The organism is Billgrantia kenyensis, from assembly GCF_013697085.1.
Classification (GTDB): Bacteria; Pseudomonadota; Gammaproteobacteria; order Pseudomonadales; family Halomonadaceae; genus Halomonas; species Halomonas kenyensis.
Genome location: NZ_JACEFT010000037.1, coordinates 1 through 17,062 on the forward strand (window position 1 = coordinate 1; position 17,062 = coordinate 17,062).

Annotated in this window: 18 protein-coding genes, 1 rRNA gene and 1 pseudogene; 11 read left to right on the forward strand and 9 right to left on the reverse strand. The window is 64.5% G+C overall.

The window, feature by feature from the left end; genetic code table 11:
• Positions 1-76 (forward strand): 5S ribosomal RNA (rrf, locus tag H1D44_RS21355); the annotation flags it as partial.
• A 110-nt stretch (positions 77-186) separates the two neighbouring features.
• Here the strand turns inward: rrf and H1D44_RS18630 are convergent.
• From H1D44_RS18630 to hisC, 3 genes and pseudogenes are all read right to left on the reverse strand, one after another.
• Positions 187-527 (reverse strand): annotated as a pseudogene (locus H1D44_RS18630) (transposase); the annotation flags it as partial.
• Between the two features lie 75 nt (positions 528-602).
• Positions 603-1,217, reverse strand: coding sequence for a hypothetical protein (locus tag H1D44_RS18635; protein WP_181516783.1), 615 nt, complete (start codon positions 1,215-1,217; stop codon positions 603-605).
• Positions 1,218-1,403: 186 nt separating this feature from the next.
• Positions 1,404-2,456, reverse strand: coding sequence for a histidinol-phosphate transaminase (gene hisC, locus H1D44_RS18640; RefSeq protein WP_181516784.1), 1,053 nt, complete (start codon positions 2,454-2,456; stop codon positions 1,404-1,406).
• 117 nt (positions 2,457-2,573) lie between these two features.
• On the opposite strand from hisC, the gene H1D44_RS18645 reads away from it, so the two are divergent.
• The 5 genes from H1D44_RS18645 (at position 2,574) to mnmH (ending at position 7,725) form a co-directional block, all read left to right on the forward strand.
• Complete coding sequence (locus tag H1D44_RS18645) at positions 2,574-3,470, forward strand: AEC family transporter (protein ID WP_181516785.1); 897 nt, start codon at positions 2,574-2,576, stop codon at positions 3,468-3,470.
• 114 nt (positions 3,471-3,584) lie between these two features.
• On the forward strand, positions 3,585-4,031 hold the full coding sequence (locus H1D44_RS18650) for a copper resistance protein NlpE N-terminal domain-containing protein (RefSeq protein WP_181516786.1): 447 nt from the start codon (positions 3,585-3,587) through the stop codon (positions 4,029-4,031).
• A 105-nt stretch (positions 4,032-4,136) separates the two neighbouring features.
• On the forward strand, positions 4,137-5,513 hold the full coding sequence (radA, locus tag H1D44_RS18655; protein WP_181516787.1) for a DNA repair protein RadA: 1,377 nt from the start codon (positions 4,137-4,139) through the stop codon (positions 5,511-5,513).
• Between the two features lie 53 nt (positions 5,514-5,566).
• On the forward strand, positions 5,567-6,604 hold the full coding sequence (gene selD / locus H1D44_RS18660) for a selenide, water dikinase SelD (RefSeq protein WP_181516788.1): 1,038 nt from the start codon (positions 5,567-5,569) through the stop codon (positions 6,602-6,604).
• Entirely contained in the window at positions 6,601-7,725 is a 1,125-nt protein-coding gene (mnmH, locus tag H1D44_RS18665; RefSeq protein WP_181516789.1) for a tRNA 2-selenouridine(34) synthase MnmH, read from the forward strand. The genes selD and mnmH overlap by 4 nt, the downstream gene beginning before the upstream one ends.
• 7 nt (positions 7,726-7,732) lie before the next feature.
• On the opposite strand, the gene H1D44_RS18670 is transcribed toward mnmH, so the two are convergent.
• Entirely contained in the window at positions 7,733-8,428 is a 696-nt protein-coding gene (locus H1D44_RS18670) for a type 1 glutamine amidotransferase (protein WP_181516790.1), read from the reverse strand.
• A 50-nt stretch (positions 8,429-8,478) separates the two neighbouring features.
• Between H1D44_RS18670 and H1D44_RS18675 the strand changes: the two genes are divergently transcribed.
• On the forward strand, positions 8,479-8,772 hold the full coding sequence (locus tag H1D44_RS18675; protein WP_181516791.1) for an MGMT family protein: 294 nt from the start codon (positions 8,479-8,481) through the stop codon (positions 8,770-8,772).
• Positions 8,773-8,815: 43 nt separating this feature from the next.
• A complete protein-coding gene (locus H1D44_RS18680) occupies positions 8,816-9,409 on the forward strand; it encodes a YjaG family protein (RefSeq protein WP_181516792.1) in 594 nt (197 codons plus the stop codon).
• Between the two features lie 16 nt (positions 9,410-9,425).
• Here the strand turns inward: H1D44_RS18680 and H1D44_RS18685 are convergent, their stop codons facing one another.
• The 5 genes from H1D44_RS18685 to hisB form a co-directional block, all read right to left on the reverse strand.
• Positions 9,426-9,953, reverse strand: a complete 528-nt coding sequence (locus tag H1D44_RS18685; RefSeq protein WP_422671913.1) for a hypothetical protein — start codon at positions 9,951-9,953, stop codon at positions 9,426-9,428.
• A gap of 14 nt (positions 9,954-9,967) precedes the next feature.
• A complete protein-coding gene (hisF, locus tag H1D44_RS18690; RefSeq protein ID WP_181516793.1) occupies positions 9,968-10,741 on the reverse strand; it encodes an imidazole glycerol phosphate synthase subunit HisF in 774 nt (257 codons plus the stop codon).
• Position 10,742: 1 nt separating this feature from the next.
• Entirely contained in the window at positions 10,743-11,495 is a 753-nt protein-coding gene (gene hisA, locus H1D44_RS18695) for a 1-(5-phosphoribosyl)-5-[(5-phosphoribosylamino)methylideneamino]imidazole-4-carboxamide isomerase (RefSeq protein ID WP_181516794.1), read from the reverse strand.
• Positions 11,496-11,615: 120 nt separating this feature from the next.
• Complete coding sequence (gene hisH / locus H1D44_RS18700) at positions 11,616-12,257, reverse strand: imidazole glycerol phosphate synthase subunit HisH (RefSeq protein WP_181516795.1); 642 nt, start codon at positions 12,255-12,257, stop codon at positions 11,616-11,618.
• Between the two features lie 30 nt (positions 12,258-12,287).
• Positions 12,288-12,881 (reverse strand): imidazoleglycerol-phosphate dehydratase HisB, encoded by a 594-nt coding sequence (gene hisB / locus H1D44_RS18705; protein WP_181516796.1) that lies wholly within the window; start codon positions 12,879-12,881, stop codon positions 12,288-12,290.
• A gap of 186 nt (positions 12,882-13,067) precedes the next feature.
• On the opposite strand from hisB, the gene H1D44_RS18710 reads away from it, so the two are divergent.
• The 3 genes from H1D44_RS18710 to mutY all read left to right on the forward strand — a co-directional run bounded on the left by H1D44_RS18710 (position 13,068) and on the right by mutY (position 17,030).
• Positions 13,068-13,523 carry an acetyl-CoA sensor PanZ family protein gene (locus tag H1D44_RS18710; protein ID WP_181516797.1) on the forward strand — a complete coding sequence of 152 codons (456 nt, stop codon included), beginning with the start codon at positions 13,068-13,070 and terminating at the stop codon, positions 13,521-13,523.
• Complete coding sequence (locus H1D44_RS18715) at positions 13,520-15,868, forward strand: AsmA family protein (RefSeq protein ID WP_181516798.1); 2,349 nt, start codon at positions 13,520-13,522, stop codon at positions 15,866-15,868. The genes H1D44_RS18710 and H1D44_RS18715 overlap by 4 nt, the downstream gene beginning before the upstream one ends.
• A gap of 70 nt (positions 15,869-15,938) precedes the next feature.
• Complete coding sequence (gene mutY, locus H1D44_RS18720; RefSeq protein WP_181516799.1) at positions 15,939-17,030, forward strand: A/G-specific adenine glycosylase; 1,092 nt, start codon at positions 15,939-15,941, stop codon at positions 17,028-17,030.
• Positions 17,031-17,062: the final 32 nt, after the last annotated feature.

A 17,062-nucleotide genomic window follows, 5' to 3' on the forward strand; every position in this document is an offset into this window, starting at 1 on the left:
CGAACTCAGCAGTGAAACCGCTCAGCGCCGATGGTAGTGTGGGGTCTCCCCATGCGAGAGTAGGTCATCGTCAGGCACTTATTCCAGAAACCCCGAGTACGAAAGTGCTCGGGGTTTCGTCGTTTGTGTGGCTTTGACCTTCCGGTGTGGCCTGGTACCGGGCTACCGACCTTGCCAGGCCCAGCAACGGCAGGCGCCTCGCTGGCTGAGCCAGCCGCCTGTCACCAGGTGCTCCACCGCACGCCGCTTCGCTTCGGGCGTCACCACTTTCCCGAGACGATCTCCTTGAGTGCGGCATTGTCGAGGGCGCTTTCCGCCAGCAGCTTCTTCAGTCGGGCATTCTCGCTTTCCAGCTCGCGCAGGCGCTTGGCCTCCGAAACCTCCATGCCACTGTACTTGGCCTTCCAGCGGTAGATGGTCTGCTCAGTCACGCCGTTCTGCCGGGCCAGCTCGGCGATCGAGACGCCGCGCTCGTTGGCCTTGAGAATGCTGATGATCTGCTCTTCGGTATGTCGGTTACGCTTCATCGCAAGGTCTCCTGCTTTCAGGATAAACGTAGCGGAAATCTCACATTGACGGTGGACCGGTTTCTGGGGGAAAGGTCAGCTTGACCATCGCGGGTATTCACAGCGCATATTTCCACGCACAAAGCGCTCAGCGGCCACCTCTGTTTCGCTGCCACGCATTAATTGCCGCTGTGTCCCGGTAAAGATGGCGCAGCGCTGTGGCGATCGCCGAATGCCATGCCGCTGGTTACAGACACTGACGCTGGTGCCGTCGAACTGCGCATAGCCCCGGGCCGAGCGGCGACGATCCTGACTATGAATCGTTACTTCAAGGTCCATGCCTTCCACTACATCTACAACTAGGGGGGCCATCGAACCCCAGTTGCCGGCGAGATAGGCGTCTCCTTCGAGCAGGCACTGTACTCGTGTTCCAAGGGGAGCGTTACGGCGCTGTTCCGCAAGTGCCAAGGCTTGTGCCTCTGCTTCGGCACGGCGTGCTTCGGCGGCTGCTTGATGGGCTTCTGCTCTGGCGCGGTCAAGGTCAGCCTGTTGCTGGCGAGCTTCCAACTGCTGCTGCGGAGTCATGGCTTCCCATTGTGCCTCCGGAATATCCAGCGGATAGCGAGCTGTACAGCCGGCCAAGGCAATCAGGGATGCCAGCGCCGCACGCTGCACCCAGCGAGATGGGAAGGTCAGAGACATACGGAACATTGGATGGCCTCATCATGGTTAGCAACGTTAATGTAACTTATCGGCAAGCCATCCCGTAACTTTTGGAAACGCCCAGGAGAAAAGAGCGCATGGTGACCAAACCTAACTGCAAGGAAAGGACAAATAGCAGCCCGGGTGCGAAGGTGCCCCAGGGCTAGCCTGGGGTTGCGCGGCCCCTCAACCCTGTCAGCAGAGAGCCTCCAGGACTTCAATCAGGCTGTCCATCTCGTCATCGGTGCCGATCGAGATGCGCAGGAAGTCGCGTAGGGCGTCGGTATTGAAGTGGCGGACCAGGATGCCGCGCTCGCGCAGGCCGACAAAGAGCTGAGCGGCATCGTGCTCGGGGTGGCTGGCGAGCAGGAAATTGGCCTGGGAGGGCAGCACCTCGAAGCCGAGGTCCGCTAGCCGCCTAGTGGTGCGCTCGCGTGTGGTGACGACGCGCTCCCGGCAGGCGTCGAAGTGCTCGCGGTCCTCGAGCGAGGCGATGGCTAGTGCGCTTGCCAGGCTGTCGATGGGGTAGGAGTTGAAGGAATCCTTGACCCGCTCCAGCCCCTCGATCAACTCGCGGGATCCGATGGCGTAGCCCAGGCGCAGGCCAGCCAGGCTGCGTGACTTGGAAAAGGTACCGGTCACCAGCAGGTTGGGGAAGCGCTGGATCAACGGCACCGCACTCTCTCCGCCGAAGTCGACGTACGCCTCGTCGACGAGCACCACCTGGCTCGTCAAGCGTTCGAGCAGGCCGGCGATGGCCTCGCGCGGGTGCCCGTGGGCGGTAGGGGCGTTGGGGTTGGCGAAGATGGCCCCTCCGCTGTCGGTGCTGAAAGCGTCGAGATCGACACGCCACTGTTCGTCCAGCGCCAGGCTGCGACGCTCGATGCCGTACAGCTTGCAGTAGACCGGATAAAAGCTGTAGGTGATCGCGGGCATCTCGAGCGGGCGGTCATGGCAGAAGAAGGCCTGAAAGGCCAGCGCGAGAACCTCGTCGGAGCCGTTGCCGACGAAAACCTGGCCTACCTCGACACCATGTTCGCGAGCCAGCGCCTCGCGCAGGGCGAGAGACTGTGGGTCGGGGTAGAGCCGCAGATGGTCTACCGGAAACTCACGGAGCGCGGCTTCCACGCCGGGAGCCGGCGGATAAGGGTTCTCGTTGGTGTTCAGCTTGATCAGCTTTTCCCGCGGTTGCTCTCCGGGTACGTAGGGCGTCAGCTCACGTACTGCCGGACTCCAGAACTGGCTCATGGCATCTCTTTTCTCGCTGGGGACGGAACTTAAGGTCATGTTGACCGCTGCGGCTCGACCGCGCAAGCCGGTAGCGTGCTAGCCTAGGCGCTTTCGCGTCGATGCTGGAACCAGATAATGACCGCCCAGATCATTGCTACCCTGCTGCCGGTGTTCCTGATTGCCGGTTGCGGTACCCTCTATGGCCGCTTTCGCACGCCCGACATTCGCAGCCTCAACACCCTCAACATGGAAATCTTCGTGCCCATGCTGGTGTTCGCGGTGCTGGCGGACGGCCAGGCGCCGCTGGAGGAGTACGCTGGATTGGCGCTGGCGGCTGCGGTAGTGGTGCTCGGCTCCGGCCTGCTGCTGTGGCCACTGGCCAGGCTGTTGAAGCTGGAGCCCAAGACTTTCCTGCCACCGATGATGTTCAACAACTCCGGTAACATGGGGGTTCCTCTGCTGGTTCTGGCATTCGGCGAGGCCGCACTTCCCGCCGCGGTGGTGGTGTTCATCGTCGAGATGCTGCTGCACTTCTCGGTGGGGCTCTACATGCTGAGCCCTCGAACTCCACTGTGGCGCCTGCTGCGCATGCCGATCGTGCTGGCCAGTATTGCGGGGCTTGCGGTGAACCTCGGTGGCGCTCCGTTACCCGCTTGGCTGCTCGAGGCGCTGCACATGCTGGGTGGCGTGTGCATTCCCCTGATGCTGTTCGCCCTTGGGGTGCGAATGCTCGACATCGATTTCAGCGATTGGAAGACCGGCCTGCTCGGGGCGGTGCTGTGCCCGCTGTCCGGCCTGCTTCTGGCGGTTCCCATGATTCTGTGGCTGGAGTTGACCGGCCTGCAGGCTGCCGTGCTGTGGGTATTTGCTGCGCTACCGCCGGCGGTGCTCAACTATCTTGTTGCCGAGCAGTATCGACAGGAGCCCCAGAAGGTCGCCTCGCTGGTGCTGATCGGCAACCTGGGCAGCCTGGTGGTGATGCCGATCGTGCTGGCCCTGGTGTTCATGCATGTCTATCCGGGAGCAGCGTGAGCCGGGGCCTCAGACGAAAAGCCGAGACTGTCTGCGAGCGCTCTTAAGGGTTATGCTGTCACATATGATGACACACCCTACAAGGTGACAAACCCATAGGTTAGGAGTGAGCAAATGCAAGTAAGGACCCTGCTGGCTGGCTCGGCCATGCTGGCCTTCCTGGCCGGTTGTGCAGCCCCTGCGGTTGACGATCGTGCCGACGTGGCAATGGACGATGCCGTGGCATATCAAGGGACGCTGCCCTGCCGCAACTGCGCGGGCATCGACCTGACGGTGAATCTGCGTGGCAGCGAACAGGCGGCGCTGGAGGATAGAACCTTCGACCTACGTGCCAGCTATCGCGAACACCCCCAGGATCCGCCTGATGAAGAGTATGCCGGCAACTGGGAAGTGCTCGACGGCACGGCGGTCGATCCCGATGCCACCGTCTATGAGTTGACGCCGGACGGCGAAGGCCAGATCTACTATTTCCTGCGTGTCGATGACCAGACCCTGGAGCTGATCGACCCACAGCGCCGCCGCTTCCAGAACAACGAAGCCCTGCAGCTGCGTCGCCAGTAATCACAGCCTCGGAGAGATACAAAGGCGGCCGCCAGGCCGCCTTTGTGCGTCTGGCGGGCGCCAGCCCCTGCTAGAATGGGTCGAGCTGCAGCATGGGAGGCCGGCATGGCCAAAGCGAAAAGCGCTTTCGTCTGCACCGAGTGCGGGGCGGAGTATCGCAAGTGGCAGGGGCAGTGTTCGAGCTGCCAGGAGTGGAACACCCTCAGTGAAATACGGCTGAGTGCTTCACGCCCGGGGGCCGCGACTGTCAGCGGCACGGGACGTGCCGGCTATGCCGGCGGGCTGTCCAAAGAGGTCGTGGACCTGGGCAGCGTCGACCTTACCGAGGTGCCCCGGCTCTCCTCCACCTTCGAGGAGTTCGATCGCGTTCTGGGCGGCGGCCTGGTGCCGGGCTCTGCGGTGCTGCTTGGCGGTCATCCCGGTGCCGGCAAGTCGACCCTGCTGTTGCAGACTGCCTGCAAGCTGGCCCAGGCGCGCAAGGTGCTCTACGTCACTGGGGAGGAGTCGCTGTCCCAGGTGGCGATGCGAGCCCATCGCCTGCAGCTTCCTACCCAGGGTCTCAAGATGCTGGCCGAGACCAGCGTCGAGACGGTGCTCGCCGTCGCCGAGCGCGAACGCCCCGAGATACTGATTATCGACTCGATCCAGACCATGCATCTTGAGGATATCGCCTCGGCTCCCGGTGGCGTGGCCCAGGTGCGTGAGTCTGCAGCGGTACTGACCCGCTTTGCCAAGCAGTCCAACACCGTGCTGCTGCTGGTGGGCCATGTGACCAAGGACGGCACCCTGGCCGGTCCCAAGGTGCTGGAGCACATGATCGACGCCTCGCTGCTGCTCGAGGGCGGTGCCGACTCCCGTTTCCGCACCCTGCGCGGCCAGAAGAACCGCTTTGGTGCGGTCAACGAGCTGGGGGTATTCGCCATGCTCGAGCATGGGCTCAAGGAGGTGAAGAATCCCAGCGCCATTTTTCTTTCACGAAATGAAGAGCAGGCACCGGGCAGCCTGGTCATGGTGGTATGGGAAGGCACGCGCCCGCTGCTGGTGGAAGTCCAGGCGCTGCTCGACGAGTCAGCGCTGGGCAATCCGCGCCGGGTAGCCGTCGGCCTCGACCAGAACCGCCTGGCCATGCTGCTGGCAGTGCTGCATCGCCACGGCGGGTTGTTTACCGGCGACCAGGACGTCTTTCTCAACGTGGTTGGCGGAGTCAAGGTGCTGGAGACCAGTGCCGACCTGGCCGTGCTGCTCGCCGTGGTGTCCAGCCTGCAGAACCGTCCCCTCCCGCGGGAACTGGTGGCCTTCGGCGAGGTAGGTCTTTCCGGCGAGATTCGGCCCGTGCCCAGCGGTCAGGAGCGCATCGTCGAAGCGGCCAAACATGGCTTCACTCGGGCCATCGTGCCCCGGGCCAACACACCGAAACGCGCTCCGGAAGGAATGGAGGTCGTTATCGTGGATAAGCTGGCCGACGCCCTCGAAGCACTGTGAGCCGATGCGCCTGGCTGCGATAGTATGAAAATACCACTGCCAAGGAGAACGAGATGAGCGCGATTCGCCTGACCCAGTACAGCCATGGCGCCGGCTGTGGCTGCAAGATAGCCCCTGATGTGCTCGATGGCATCCTGGCCAAGGCCGGGCCTGGGGCAACTCACACGCGTCTGATCGTGGGCAACGAGGGCCGCGAGGATGCGGCGGTATACGACCTGGGCGATGGCCGCGGCATGATTGCCACCACCGATTTCTTCATGCCCATCGTCGACGATCCTTTCGATTTCGGCCGTATTGCCGCGACCAATGCCATCAGCGATGTCTACGCCATGGGCGGCAAGCCGGTGCTGGCGTTGGGTATCCTCGGTTGGCCGCTGGACAAGCTGGGACCGGAAATCGCCGGTGACGTGGTAGCAGGAGCCCAGGCCGTTTGCCGCGAGCTGGGCCTGGCGTTGGCAGGAGGGCACTCCATCGATGCACCGGAGCCGATCTTCGGCCTGGCGGTCAATGGGCTGGTGGATCTCGAGCACCTCAAGCTCAACAAGGGCGCCCAGGTGGGAGACCTGCTGTTCCTGACCAAGCCTCTGGGCGTGGGTTTCCTGACCACGGCCGAGAAGCAGGGCCTGCTCGAGCCCGGCCACCAGGCGCTGGCCCGGGAAACCATGTTGAAGCCGAACCAGATCGGCATGGCCCTGGCCAGGGTGAAGGGTGTGCACGCCATGACCGACGTGACAGGGTTTGGCCTGGCCGGGCACTTGAGCGAGATCTGTCAGGCCAGTGAGGTGGCGGCAAGCATCGATTTCCGTCGCCTGCCGCGGCTGGCAGAGGCCGAGGCCTATCGCCGCCGTGGTGCAGTACCCGGCGGTACCCGACGTAATCGCCAGGCCCTGGGCGCAGTGCTCAAGGATATGGATGAGCCACATTGGCAGTGGCTGTGCGACCCGCAGACCTCCGGTGGCCTGTTGCTTTCGGTACACCCCTCCTGGGAGGACGATGTCGAGCGAATCGGTCGCGAACACGGTATCGAACTGGTGCCTTTCGGCGAAGTGGTGAGAGCTGAGGGGCAGGCACTGATCGAGGTTCGTGGGTGAACCTTCCGCTGGTAGAGCCGGATCTCGCCCTGCTGCGCCAGGGCGTCCCGCTGATCGACGTGCGGGCACCGGTGGAGTTCGCCCAGGGTAGCCTGCCCGGAGCGGTCAACCTGCCGCTGATGGACGACGAGGAACGTCGTCTGGTGGGGATCGAGTACAAGCAGCGTGGTCAGCAGGCCGCGATCGAGCTGGGCCAGCGCTTGGTGAGCGGCGGCATTCGCGAGGCACGGATCGCTGCCTGGTTGCACAGGGTCGAGGCGTACCCCGAGGCGGTGATCTACTGCTACCGTGGCGGGCTACGTTCCGAGATTGCCCAGCGCTGGCTGGGCGAAGCCGGTGTAATGCGTCCGCGCATCCGCGGCGGCTGGAAGGCCATGCGCCAGGCGCTGTGCGCCCGTATCGATGCTGCTGCCGAGCAGCCGCTGCTGGTCGTAGGCGGACTCACCGGCTGCGCCAAGACGACGCTGATCCAGGCCCTTCCCAATGGACTCGATCTCGAGGGCTGCGCGCGGCACAAGGGCTCCGCCTTCGGCCGGCACCCGCTGCCTGCGCCGAGCCAGATCGACTTCGAGCACGCAGTAGGATTGCGACTGCTGGGGCTGTTCGGTCCCCTGGTGGTGGAGGACGAATCGCGCCACATCGGCACCGCCAATGTTCCGCTGGCCTTCTGGCGGGCGATGGAAAGTGCCCCGCGGGTGCGCGTGGAGATGCCGCTCGACTGGCGGCTGGCGCAGATTCACAAGGACTACATCGATGACCTGTGGGCGATCTACCGCCAGCAGTTCGGCGCCTGGCTGGGCTGGGCGCTTATGCGCAAGCAGCTCTCCAGCGCGCTGGCTCGGCTGAAGAAGCGCCTGGGCCATGCCCGGCTAGCGCGCCTGCAGCGTTTGCAGCAGCTCGCCTTCCGTGAGCACGAGCGCGGCAACCGCCAGGCCCACGAGGCCTGGCTGGCGCCGCTGCTCACCGAATACTACGACCCCATGTACCGTTATCAGCTCGAGAAGCGTGAGCCTGGCCGTTTCATTCATGTGGGGGACTGGGACAGCTGCCTCGAAGCGGCTCGAGAGTGGTCTCGCGAAGCTGCGCGGCAGCGAGCCGCCGCGCAGGTGCAGCCGGCCTGAACTGCCGTCAGGCCGGGGCGCGGTGAATCCACTGGCTGAGAAGACGATCGAGCAGCGGCGCCAGCTGGTCGAAGCGCCGGCCATCGGCGAGTATGCTTTCGGCAGGCTGGGCATGGGGGCTCTCATCGCTGCCCTCCGGCCTTTCGCTATGGGTAAGCAACTCATCAACGTCGGTGCGGGTGACCTCGAGATGACACAGCAGTCCCAGGGCGCGGCCTGCATCCCAGGCGAACCCCTGCACCGGGCTGCCCTGGCTGCCCCCCAGCGGGAGGGCGTCGTCGGGCAGGGCAAAGACGTCACGATGCCACATGAATGCGGTGAATCGCTCGGGCAGGTCGAAGGGGCTCTCCGGGGCCAGGGTCACCTCGTGCCAGCCCACTTCGGCGAAGGTGCCGCGGCCCACGGTGGCTCCGAGTTCGGCGGCGATCATACGAGCGCCCATGCCGATGCCGAGCAGTGGTTTGCTGCCATGCAATGCCTTGGCGATGAGCTTGCGCTCACGCTTGAGCCATGGATAGTCCTCGTCGTCGAGAACATGCATGGGGCCGTCGAGCAGGATCAGGCCATCGCCATCGGACAGGCTGGGAGGAGCCTCTTCGGCATGAAGATGGAAGACGGTATGGCTGTGTCCCATGCTGGTCAGCCAGTCGGCGATTCGTCCCGGGCCATGATGCGGGCTGTGTTGAAGAAGATGCAGGTGCATGGAAACCTCGCCATTCAGGGGTGACACGAGAGGGGGGAGCGGCAGCGTACATGAAAGCGGCACTGCGAGAACAGATTCTTACCGTCCTGGCAGCGATTCCGCCAGGCAGGGTGACCACCTACGGCCGCATTGCTGCCATGACCGAAGGGGGAACGCCGCGCCTCGTCGCCAGGGCGTTGCGCGAGCTGCCCGATAATCACGGCCTGCCGTGGTATCGCGTGATCACGGCGTCCAGGCGGGTGGCGGAACACCCCGGCGCGATCGAGCAGCGCGAGCGTCTTGTCGCCGAGGGTGTGCTGTTCGATGCACGAGGACGTGTCGCTCCCGAGGCGCTGTGGCCATGAGCCGACGCTCTGCCATCAGACCGTCAATTCACCAGGAGAATCCATGAGCCAGCCAAAAAGGGGCTTCCATGAGCGGCTTCAGGCCCTGACGCCTCGCCAACAGCAGGCCTTCATGGCAGCGTTGTGCGAGCGCATGCTGCCCAACTACACGCTCTATACGCAGATGACGGGAGCGGGGGACCCGGCGGGCCTGCGCGCGATACTCGACCTGGTCTGGGAGCAGCTCGTCGTGCGCGAGGCGCGCATCGATTTCGAACGCCAGGCCGAAAAGCTCGCCGAGCTCGAGCCGCCCGGGGACGACGACAGTTTCGGTGCCCGTCGTGCGCTGGAAGTGGTCGTGGCCTTGACCTCGCTGCTGGATACCCTGCGCGGCGACTCCCCCGAAGCCGTTCTCGAGGTCAGCCGAATCTCCAAGGCCGGGGTGCGTGCCTTCGTCGAAATGACGGAAGGCGAGGAGGATGCCAGCCGGCTGGCCAAGCTGGTGCGTGAGCACCCCCTCATGGCTGACGAGAACGATTTTCAGGATGCCGTGCTTGAAGCAGCGGAAACGCAGCAGCTCGACCGCGATGCCCTCAAGGCGCTGCGTCGGCTGGGACGCAACGAGGGGGTGAGCAACCTCGGGCTCGAGGCTGGCTAGGCCCGGTCAACGAGCGCTAGAAGCGAATACCGCCAGTGATCATGGCCCCGGCGGTGCCGAACACGATCAGGTCGGACTCGAAGCGTCCCCACTGCACTCCCAGGCTCGGCAGCGCGGCAGGGGCGGTGCCGTAGCGATTGAAGGGGATGTTGTCCTGATACTCGCCGCGATAGCCGTGCAGCAGCCCGGCGGTGAGCTTGGCACGCACCGTCACGTTCTCGCGGGGTTTCCAGAAGGGAAACTCGCGGCCGGCATAGAGATAGACGGCTTCCTGGTCGAATGAGTTGAGGAAACGAGCGCCCCCCATCAGCCAGCGCTGGGAGTTGTGCAGCTCGAGGCTGATCAGCTCCTGATGGTTGTTGTGATCCGGCTGGGGGTTGAAGTGGCGGGTATACAGGCTGGTTTGCAGCAGCACATGCTCGACATCGAGAACAGGCGGCCAGATTGGCTTCTTTTCGGCCTGGGCAGTGGGGGCAAGCATCGCCAAGGCGAGAATCGCGATGATTCCGCGGTAGGTGCACTTGCAGGATAGCCCCACACTCATGCTTCTTCCCACACTCACAGGCGCATCTCGACGCCGCGTTCTGCCATGTAGCGCTTGGCTTCAGGGATGGTGTACTCACCGAAGTGAAAGATACTGGCGGCCAGCACCGCGTCGGCGCCGCCCTCGATTACGCCGTCCACCAGATGGTCCAGGTTGCCCACCCCGCCTGAGGCGATGACGGGCACCGTGACGGCATCGCTGATGGCCCGGGTTACGCCCAGGTCGAAACCGGCCTTGGTACCGTCGCGGTCCATGCTGGTCAGGAGCAGCTCCCCGGCGCCATGTTCCACCATCTTTTTTGCCCACTCGACAGCGTCGAGTCCGGTGGGGCGGCGCCCGCCGTGGGTAAAGATCTCCCAGCGTGGCGCCTCGCCCTCGGCGGAGACCCGCTTGGCGTCGATGGCCACCACGATGCACTGGCTGCCGAAGCGCTCGGCGGCTTCGCGCACGAAGTCGGGATTGGTCACCGCGGCAGTATTGATCGAGACCTTGTCGGCCCCGGCGTTGAGCATGGTGCGGATATCGTCACAGGTGCGAATGCCGCCGCCCACGGTCAGCGGGATGAACACCTCGCCGGCGATGCGCTCGACCATTTCCACGGTGGTATCGCGATCCTCGTGGCTGGCGGTGATGTCGAGGAAGGTGATCTCGTCGGCACCCTGCAGGTTGTAGCGCTGGGCGATCTCCACCGGGTCGCCGGCGTCACGGATGCCGATGAAGTTGACGCCCTTGACCACACGACCGGCGTCGACGTCGAGGCAAGGTATGATGCGCTTGGCCAGGCCCATGTCAGCCTCCCGTGCGGTTGTCGGTGAGTTCGTCGCACAGCCGCTGCCCTTCGGCCACATCCAGCGTGCCTTCGTAGATGGCCCGGCCGGTGATGGCGCCGATGATGCCGGGCTCGGCGGCGTCGATCAGCCCGCGCAGGTCGTCGAGGTTGGTCACCCCGCCCGAAGCGATCACCGGCAGGCCGCCCTCGCGGGCAAGCTGGGCGGTGGCCTCGACGTTCACGCCGTTCATCATGCCGTCGCGGGCGATGTCGGTGTAGACGATGCTGGAGACGCCGTCATCGGCAAAGCGCTTGGCCAGGTCCACTGCCTTGACCTGGGAGACCTCGGCCCAGCCGTCGGTGGCGACGAAGCCATCCTGGGCATCCAGGCCGACGATGACATGGCCGGGGAAGGCGCGGCACATCTCGCCGACGAAGTCGGGCTGCTTGACCGCCTTGGTGCCGATGATCACGTAGGAGACACCCGCGGCCAGGTAATGCTCGATGGTCTCGGCGCTGCGAATCCCACCGCCGATCTGTATCGGCAGCTCGGGCCAGCGCCGGGCGATGGCGGTCACCGCCTCGCCGTTGACCGGTTTGCCCTCGAAGGCGCCATTGAGATCGACCAGATGCAGGCGACGGGCACCGGCCTCGACCCAGCGCGCCGCCATGGCCACCGGATCGTCGCCGTAGGTAGTGGCGTCGTCCATCCGGCCCTGCTTGAGACGGACGCACTTGCCGTCCTTGAGATCGATGGCGGGAATTACCAGCATGTCATGTCCTCTCGGGTGCGTGTTTGCACCGGGTTGTCTGCGCGGCGTGGCGGCGAGCGCGAGTCAAGGCGCCCAGTTGGCCAGGCGCGGTTTTAGGGCGCCCAGTTGACCAGGCGCGGTTCAGGGCGCCCAGTTGACAAAGTTTTCCAGCAGCTTGAGGCCCGCCCGGGAGCTCTTCTCGGGGTGAAACTGTACGGCGAAGGTGGCATCGCGGCCCACGGCGACATGAGCATCGACACGGCCATAGCGGGTGGTGCCGTACACGCAGGCGTCATCTTCCGCTGCCACGTAGTAGCTGTGGACGAAATAAAAGTGCTCGTCCTGGTCGATACCTTTCCACAAGGGGTGAGTGTGGTGCTGGTGCACCAGGTTCCAGCCCATGTGGGGCACCTTCAGCCGTTGTCCCTGTTCATCGACCATATCGACAGGAAAACGCTTCACCTCACCGGAAAGAAACCCCAGGCAGGGCACCCCTCCGCTCTCCTCACTGTGGTCGAGCAGCATCTGCTGGCCCACGCAGATGCCCAATAGCGGTTTGCTCTGGTTGGCCAGCAGCTCCTGCACCAGGCTGCGCAAATGGGTCTTCTCGAGTTCCCCCATGCAGTCGCGGATCGCTCCCTGGCCAGGTAGCACCAGACGGGTCGCGCCCTGAATCCGCCGCGGATCGCGAGTGATGACCACATGCTCGTGGGTTACGTGCTCCAGCGCCTTGGCAACCGAATGCAGGTTGCCCATTCCGTAATCGATGACGGCGATGGTCATGAAGACTCCTCTCTGATTCGGCCGTCTGGGCTACAGGCAGCCCTTGGTGGACGGCATCTGGCCGGCCATGCGCGGGTCGGCCTCGACGGCCATGCGCAGCGCGCGGCCGAAGGCCTTGAAGATGGTTTCCGCCTGATGGTGAGCATTGAAGCCCTTCAGGTTGTCGATATGCAGGGTGACCCGTGCATGGTTGACGAAGCCCTGGAAGAATTCCCAGAACAGCTGGGTATCGAGTCGGCCGATGGTGGCGCGGGTGAACTCGACGTCCATGAACAGCCCCGGCCTGCCGGAAAAGTCGACCACCACGCGGGAAAGCGCCTCGTCCAACGGCACGTAGGCATGACCGTAGCGATAGATGCCGCGCTTGTCACCGATGGCCTCATGGAAGGCCTGGCCCAGCGTGATGCCGAGATCCTCGACCGTGTGGTGATCGTCGATGTGAAGGTCGCCTACCGCCTTGATATCCAGGTCGATCAGGCCATGGCGCGCCACTTGATCCAGCATGTGATCGAGGAAAGGGACGCCCGTTTCACAGTTGAGCCGGCCCTCTCCATCGAGGTTCACAGTGACCGTGATCTGGGTCTCCTTGGTGTCGCGGGTTATCGTGGCGATTCGCTCGGACATGTCGGACTCTCTATTGGCGCTGCTATGCGTCGCATGTGTGGGCCCGGCATGCCGATGGATGACTTCCGGGCAGGCAAGCCGCTGTGCTTGCCGTCATGAGGCGACCATTATAGAGAAACGTCACCCCCATCCGCTACAATGCGCCCATTGCCGTGGCGGCCCCGAGCCACGGCTCAGGAGACCGCCATGCCGGTAACGCTTTATCTTGTCGACAAGAGCGTCTGGGAATCGGACCCACAGGTTCAGCTGGACCTGCAGAAAATCTATGCAGACGCTCCGGCTGAACGCTTACACATGCCGGAGGAGGTCTTTATCCGCAAACACCTCGAGGCCGGCTATTTCTTTGGTTGTGCGCGCTTCAACGACCGCCTGTTGGCGGCGGTGGCGGTAGATGCCGATGACGAGGCCTGGTGGCTGACGGAGCTGTGCGTGCGCAAGACCACCCGGCGGCGCGGTGTCGGTTCGCGCCTTCTGGCGTTGGTCAGCGAGGCGGCGCGAAATGCTGGCTGTGAGCTGCGTGCGCCTTCATCTCGCCTGCCGGTGGCCGACCAGGTGCTGCTCACCCGCCTGGGGTATCGTCCGCATGCCACCGGCGACTATTTCCAATTGGCTTCGCCGCTGCAAGGAGGCGGTAACACATGAAGCGATTGCTGCAAACGCTGCTCGCCGCCATCGGGGTTCTCGGTGTCGTGGTAGTGGCGGCCGTGGTCTATGTCACGACCTTCCTTGATCCGGAAGACTTCAAGCCACGCCTGATCGAGGTGGTGCGCGAGCAGAGCGGGCTCGAACTGACCCTCGATGGCCCCCTGACCTGGTCGTTCTACCCGCGCCTGGGTGTCAGCGTGGAGCAGGCCGAAGGACGCTTGCCTGAGCAGGAGGCTGACGAGCCCCCCTTCCTGGGCTTCGCCCATGGCGAGGTCAGTCTCGCCTTTGCCCCACTGCTACGCGGCGAGATAGCCATCGAAGGCCTGACCCTCGAGGGGATGCAGCTACGCCTTATTCGGGACGAGCAGGGCCGTGGCAACTGGGAAACGCTGATGCAACGCCTCGATGAGCATCGCGAGGGAGCCGAGTCGGCGCTGGCGCCGGCCAGCGCCGGTCCCGCCCTGCAGGGCAGCAACCTGGCAGTGGCGCTCAATATCGCCAGCGTTCAGGTGCGCAATGGCGTGGCAAGCTACCGCGATCTGGCAGAGGGAGAGGAATGGCTGGCCGAAGAGATCAACCTCTCCGGCACCAACGTCAATCCTCAGCGTGCCTTTCCGTTTAGGTCTTCCTTGCGTCTCAGGTCGTATCCCACGCTCGATTGGCGTGAGCTGGAGCGCAGCCCGGCGCTGGAGAGCAATATCTCTCTCGAGGGACGTATGCGGCTGGCTCTGGCCGAGCGCCGATACGTGCTGGAGGGAGTCAAGCTCAATACCGCAAGCCGGCTGGCTGGCGCCGAGCATCGCCAGCAGCTCGATCTGAGCGGCCAGCAGCTTATTCTGGACCTGTCCCAGCAGCGCCTGCAGCTTCTGGAGGGGCGCCTGGAGGCCGGGCTCAATCACCCCGCACTGGGTGAAAACACGGTACCCCTGGCGTTGTCCCTGGCGTTGGATGCGGATCTGTCTGAGAGTACGGCGCAGTTGCGCGACCTGCAGCTGACCGGTCCCGACAACCTGCGCTTGAGCGGCCACCTGAACCTTGCCAGTCTCGACCAGGCGCCCAGCTATAGCGGCCAGATCAGCCTGGCTCCCTTGTCCCTGCGCCCCTGGCTCACTCGGCTCGACCTGCTGCCGCAAACGGCGGGGCCAGAGGCACTTTCCGACGTGGCCTTGACCAGCCCTGTCCGTGGCAACCTTGAGCGCCTCGAACTCGCGGGCCTGACTCTGGTACTGGATGGCAGTACCTTCACCGGTGGCTTGAGCGCAGGTTTCGATGGCCGCATGCTCGACTTCGAGTTGCAGGGCGACCGCCTCGACCTCGACCGCTACCTGCCGCCCGCCGATGCCGCCGGACAAGCCAGCAGCAGTCGCGGACTCCCGGGTATCGCGCCGGCGCTGGCCGAGGATCCGCCAGCACTGGTGCCCACTGAGTGGCTTGCTCAGCTGACCCTGGACGGGGCGCTGGAAGTGGCTCAACTGCGGCTGTCAGGCCTCGACTTCACCGAAGTCTCGTTGGCGCTGTCCGGCACCGACGGGCAGCACAGCCTCGAGCAATTCAGTGCGGTCTTCTACGATGGCGAGCTGAGTGCCAACGGTGGGCTCGACCTGACACGCGAGCCGATCCTGTGGCAGCTCAACCCATCGCTGTCGAGAGTAAGGCTGGCGCCCCTGCTCGAGGCGCTTTCGGATGATGACAGTCCGGCACCGCTGCGCGGACGCCTGACTCTGGGTGGCGAGCTCGAGACACGCGCCAACAGTTGGCCGGCGCTGAAGCGCAATCTGAATGGCCGCTTGGCAGGGCGCATCGACGAAGGTGCCGTGCTCGAGGTCAATGTTTCCCAGGAGCTCTGCTCGCTGGCCGCCATGGTCGAAGGCCGCGAAACGACGCGAGACTGGAGCGCCGATACACGCTTCGATCGCGCCGAGGCAAGCCTGCGCATAAACAATGGCGTGGTGCGCAGCGAAGACATACTGATCACCATTCCCGGCATCGATCTGGGCGGTACCGGTGAGCTCGACCTGAGCAGCGAGCGCTTCGACCTGCGCGCTGCCGCACGGTTTGTCGACGGCGCCGATGCTGCTTGCCCGGTCAACCCTCGGCTGGAGCGGATTCCGCTACCGGTGCGCTGCAGCGGCGAGCTTTCCGGAGATCGGAATGAGTGGTGCCGTTTCGATCGCGAGGCGTTCCAGGCCACGCTAGCCGAGGTCTTGCGCGATGAAGTCTCCCGGCGCGCCGGCGACGAGCTCGAGCGTCGCCTCGAGCGCCCGCTGGAACGTCTCGAAGAGCGCCTGGGTGAAGGCGCCGGCCGGGAACTTCGCGATACCCTGCGCGGTCTGTTGAATTGACTCTTAAGCCAGTCCCTGCGCCGACCTTCAGTCGGCGCTTTTTTTCGTTCTGTTTTCGTCAAGGTGGCTCATGAGCGAGATGCCATTGCCGATTCTCGAGCCCGCAGCGTTTCAGCACCGCCTGCTCGAGTGGTTCGACCGAGCCGGTCGTCATGACCTGCCCTGGCAGCAGGAGCGCACCCCTTACCGGGTGTGGGTCTCCGAGATCATGCTTCAGCAGACCCAGGTCGCTACCGTCATTCCCTATTTCGAGCGCTTCATGGCGCGCTTTCCCAGCCTCGCCGAGCTGGCCGCTGCAAGCCAGGACGAGGTGCTGCACCTGTGGACCGGGCTTGGCTACTATGCACGCGGGCGCAATCTGCACAAGGCCGCCCGTCATGTCGTGGCCGAGCATGGCGGCGAGCTGCCGGTGTCGAGCCTCGAGGCGCTGGCCGAGCTACCCGGTATCGGTCGCTCCACTGCCGGGGCGATCATTGCCCAGAGTACCGGGCGGCGTGCGGTGATTCTCGACGGTAACGTCAAGCGCAGCCTGGCGCGGCTGCATGCCGTGGAGGGCTGGCCAGGGCGCACTGCGGTCGAGCGCCTGCTGTGGAGACTGGCAGAACACTACACACCAGACCGTCGTGTGGCCGACTTTACCCAGGCCATGATGGACTTTGGCGCGACGCTCTGCCGTCGAGGCATGCCCGATTGCGGCAGCTGCCCTTTCGAGGATGTCTGCATGGCCCATGCCCGCGGCGAGGAGCGCCGCTTCCCCGAATCGAAGCCGAAAAAGGCGCTGCCGACCCGTACCACCCTGATGCTGGTCCTGCGCGACGTCGAGGGGCGGGTGCTGCTCGAGCAGCGCCCCGCCAGCGGGCTGTGGGGCGGGCTGTGGGGGCTACCCCAGTTCGATGACCTGGCCGCGCTGCAGGCCTGGCTCGACGTGCATGCCCCGGGAGCTGCCATCGACTCGCCCTGGCCGGCCTTCAGCCACACCTTCAGCCATTTTCGTCTCGATATCACCCCGCAGCCCGCGCAAATCCCCGGGCTCGATTCGGTGGGCGAGGGGCGATGCTGGTACGATCCGGGCAACCCCGAGCGCATCGGGCTGGCAGCTCCGGTGAAGTCTCTGTTGGCGTCGCTGAGTCCGTTTACACTGACGGCGCCGAAGGGGCTCTGAACGCCGTCCGCACCAACAGCAAGGAGACCGCC

Excerpts from the sequence above, each read along its gene's own strand:
- H1D44_RS18635 (WP_181516783.1), bottom strand. The coding sequence starts at position 1,217 with ATGTTCCGTATGTCTCTGACCTTCCCATCTCGCTGGGTGCAGCGTGCG.
- H1D44_RS18645 (WP_181516785.1), top strand. The coding sequence starts at position 2,574 with ATGACCGCCCAGATCATTGCTACCCTGCTGCCGGTGTTCCTGATTGCC.
- radA (WP_181516787.1), top strand. The coding sequence starts at position 4,137 with ATGGCCAAAGCGAAAAGCGCTTTCGTCTGCACCGAGTGCGGGGCGGAG.
- mutY (WP_181516799.1), top strand. The coding sequence starts at position 15,939 with ATGAGCGAGATGCCATTGCCGATTCTCGAGCCCGCAGCGTTTCAGCAC.
- hisC (WP_181516784.1), bottom strand. The coding sequence starts at position 2,456 with ATGAGCCAGTTCTGGAGTCCGGCAGTACGTGAGCTGACGCCCTACGTA.
- hisA (WP_181516794.1), bottom strand. The coding sequence starts at position 11,495 with ATGCTGGTAATTCCCGCCATCGATCTCAAGGACGGCAAGTGCGTCCGT.
- H1D44_RS18650 (WP_181516786.1), top strand. The coding sequence starts at position 3,585 with ATGCAAGTAAGGACCCTGCTGGCTGGCTCGGCCATGCTGGCCTTCCTG.
- hisF (WP_181516793.1), bottom strand. The coding sequence starts at position 10,741 with ATGGGCCTGGCCAAGCGCATCATACCTTGCCTCGACGTCGACGCCGGT.
- selD (WP_181516788.1), top strand. The coding sequence starts at position 5,567 with ATGAGCGCGATTCGCCTGACCCAGTACAGCCATGGCGCCGGCTGTGGC.
- H1D44_RS18685 (WP_422671913.1), bottom strand. The coding sequence starts at position 9,953 with ATGAGTGTGGGGCTATCCTGCAAGTGCACCTACCGCGGAATCATCGCG.
- H1D44_RS18680 (WP_181516792.1), top strand. The coding sequence starts at position 8,816 with ATGAGCCAGCCAAAAAGGGGCTTCCATGAGCGGCTTCAGGCCCTGACG.
- H1D44_RS18715 (WP_181516798.1), top strand. The coding sequence starts at position 13,520 with ATGAAGCGATTGCTGCAAACGCTGCTCGCCGCCATCGGGGTTCTCGGT.
- H1D44_RS18675 (WP_181516791.1), top strand. The coding sequence starts at position 8,479 with ATGAAAGCGGCACTGCGAGAACAGATTCTTACCGTCCTGGCAGCGATT.
- H1D44_RS18670 (WP_181516790.1), bottom strand. The coding sequence starts at position 8,428 with ATGCACCTGCATCTTCTTCAACACAGCCCGCATCATGGCCCGGGACGA.
- hisB (WP_181516796.1), bottom strand. The coding sequence starts at position 12,881 with ATGTCCGAGCGAATCGCCACGATAACCCGCGACACCAAGGAGACCCAG.
- hisH (WP_181516795.1), bottom strand. The coding sequence starts at position 12,257 with ATGACCATCGCCGTCATCGATTACGGAATGGGCAACCTGCATTCGGTT.
- H1D44_RS18710 (WP_181516797.1), top strand. The coding sequence starts at position 13,068 with ATGCCGGTAACGCTTTATCTTGTCGACAAGAGCGTCTGGGAATCGGAC.